The 1,528-nt window shown below is 74.7% G+C and carries 2 protein-coding genes; both read right to left on the reverse strand.

Features of this window, described 5'->3' with window-relative positions:
* Positions 1-362 (reverse strand): GNAT family N-acetyltransferase (locus G3I65_RS42740; protein ID WP_160701143.1); only part of this gene is annotated, 362 nt, incomplete at its 3' end.
* On the reverse strand, positions 355-1,528 hold a 1,174-nt coding region (locus G3I65_RS42745; RefSeq protein WP_160701144.1), incomplete at its 5' end, for an MFS transporter. The genes G3I65_RS42740 and G3I65_RS42745, both read right to left, overlap by 8 nt.

A 1,528-nucleotide genomic window follows, 5' to 3' on the forward strand; every position in this document is an offset into this window, starting at 1 on the left:
AGGACCGCGGCCGGCTCAGTGCGGTCGCGCAGCAGGCGGTCGAGCAGGGCCCGGCCGTTCCCGCGGCCGCGCTGCCCCGGCCGGACGGCGAGTTCGTACACGTAGAACAACGGGCTCCCGGCGAGCCACGGCGGCGCGGCGCCCACCGCCGACGGTGGCCACCAGCCCGCGTCACGGCCGACCCCGTAGGCGAACCCGGCGAGTTCGCCTCCACTGTGGAGGGTCGTCAGCGCGAAGCCGGGCAGCTTCTCGTGCTCCGCCAACGTTTCGCGGAACCGCGCCGCGTCCGCTTCGGTCTCCCGGTACGGCGGTTCGCGGTAGACCTCGTGGTACAGCTCGGCGAACTCGGCCCAGTCAGGCATGCACGCTCTCCCGGGCGTGAGCCGGCTCCGCTTTCAGTCCGATGAGGACGGTCACGGCGAGCAGGCAGCACCCGGCGAGCACGAGCCAGGGCAGCTGCGGGCCGCCCGCCAGCAACGCGGTGAACGTCACCGGGGCCAGCACCCGCGCCGCGCCCCAGAGCAGTTCCTCCAGCCCGAGGTAGCGCCCGCGCAGGTGAGCGGGCGCGAGCGCGACGGTCAGCGCGCTGCTCGTCGGCGCCTGCAGCAGTTCCGCGGTGGTGAAGACCGCGGTGGCCACGGCCAGCACGGCGAACGCGGGCAGCGCGCTGACCAGCGGCACCGCCGCGTAGAGCAGGAACGCCCCGGCCCACACCACGGCCGCGACCTGCAACGTGCGCGCCCGCCGGAACCGATCGACCCGCGCGGCCACGACCGTCTGCGCCAGTACCACCAGCACAGTGTTGAGCGCGAACAGCACGCCGGGCTGCCAGGCGGGCAACCGCAGCGTGTCGAGGACGTACGCGCTCAGCAGTACCGTCAAGGCCAAGTCGCACAACGCGAAGACGAAGACGGTCACCAGCACCCGGCGGAACGCGCCGTCCGCGAGCACCGCCCGGTAGCCGCCGCGAGCCGTGGCGGCGCGCGGAGGTGCTTCGGCCGCCCGGCCCCGCCAGCTCGCCACGAGCACCGCGGCGACGAGGAAGCTCACGGCGTTGAGCGCGACGATCGCGGGATAGCCGCCCACCACCACGAGGAGGCTCCCGGCGAGGCCGCCGAGGCCGATCCCGACGTTGCGCAGCGTGCGTTCCATCGCGTACCAGCGGGCGCGCTGCCCGTCGTCGGCCACCTGCGCCACCAGGGCGCCGGACGCCGGCCAGAAGAGGCCTTCACCCCAGAACGTCAGCGCCGCCAGCACCACCAGCAGCGCCGGCGATCCGGCGAAGACGTACCCGGTGAAGGTGAGCACCCGCAGCAGGTTCGCCGCGACGACGACCCGCCGCGGGCCGAAGCGGTCCACCAGCGGGCCCGCGCAGAGCCCGGCGGGCAGGGCGAGCAGCGCGGCGAGCGAGAGCGCCGCGCCGACCGCCGTCAGCGGAAGTCCCTTGGCGGCGTGGAAGTAGACCACGGCGAAGGGCAGGAACAGGCCGGTGCCGAGCGCGTCCACGCCCTGGGCGGCGACCAGTGGC

Origin of the sequence: Amycolatopsis sp. SID8362 (assembly GCF_010550475.1) — a bacterium.
Taxonomy (GTDB): Bacteria; Actinomycetota; Actinomycetes; order Mycobacteriales; family Pseudonocardiaceae; genus Amycolatopsis; species Amycolatopsis eburnea.